Source organism: Ileibacterium valens (genome assembly GCF_001945525.1).
Lineage (GTDB): Bacteria > Bacillota_I > Bacilli_A > Erysipelotrichales > Erysipelotrichaceae > Ileibacterium > Ileibacterium valens.
Map to the genome: position 1 here is coordinate 1 of NZ_MPJW01000212.1, position 1,012 is coordinate 1,012.

Annotated in this window: 2 protein-coding genes; both read right to left on the reverse strand. The window is 48.2% G+C overall.

Going from position 1 to position 1,012, the window contains the following annotated elements:
- Positions 1-731 (reverse strand): IS66 family transposase zinc-finger binding domain-containing protein (locus BO222_RS14510; protein WP_198932073.1); only part of this gene is annotated, 731 nt, incomplete at its 3' end.
- 71 nt (positions 732-802) lie between these two features.
- Positions 803-1,012 (reverse strand): IS66 family insertion sequence element accessory protein TnpB (tnpB, locus tag BO222_RS14515; protein ID WP_143356875.1); only part of this gene is annotated, 210 nt, incomplete at its 5' end.

Sequence of the window (1,012 nt, forward strand, 5' to 3'; positions counted from 1 at the left end):
ATCCGGTTAACGGGCACCTCATCCCGTACCGTGTGCGTGATGCCAAGCGCCATCAGAGAGGGAGAAACCCATTTTCCAAAAAGGAGTGATTCGGGAGCCTTTGCCATGACCGGGTGAATATCAAACTCGCCTGGAAGATAACGCGGATCCCGGCTCTTCCTTTTACATTCGGGACAGCCGTAAGAAACAGAATAGTGCCGGATGATTTCCAGTTTTCCTGGAATGTATCTGACTTCATGACGGACCAGCTTTCTGCCGATCGGAGTGAGTTCCGTACCGCAGACGGAACAGATTCTCTGGTCTTCAGACAGTTCGTGAAGTTCATCTGTGACAGGAAGGTTCATCTTTTTAATAAGATCTTCCAGAGATTCCTTCGGCTTACGGGCTTTGGAACGAACAGGCCGTTTCCTTGCGGAAGCTCCGGGAGCAGGGGTTTTGGCAGAAGGACCGGATGGCTGGTCATGATCGTCCTTTTTATCTGGCTTTCTCTTTTCAGAACTCCTGCCATACTTCTGAGCAGCCATCAGCCTGATCTGAGCAGACAGATCAAGGATCGTGGCATTTGCCTGATCCAGCTGCTCTGTGAGGCTCTTAATCAGTTTTCTGTTAGCTTCATTCTCTTCCTGGCTCTTCTCATACTGAATGGTCAGCTTGTTAATGGCCTTGTTCAATTCAACCAGCTGATGAAAGAACTGGTTCTCGCTGATGTTGCTCGTATTGATTTCTGACATAATTTTCCCTGTTTAAATTATACCATAAATCAGACTGAAGTCGCTTTATTTAAAGCGTTTTCGGCACTATTCTATCTCCTTTTCACTGTTGTTTTCTGCTCTGGAGAGAGCCCCTCAAGCAGCCATCTCAGCTGCTGCGGGCTAAGTTCTCTGACCTCGTTTTTGTCTCTCGGCCATCGAAAATGGCCGTCATCCAACCGTTTATAGAGCAGCAGAAATCCATCCTGCTGCCAAAGAAGGCCTTTGATTCTGTCCGCTCTTCTGCCGCAGAACAGGAACAG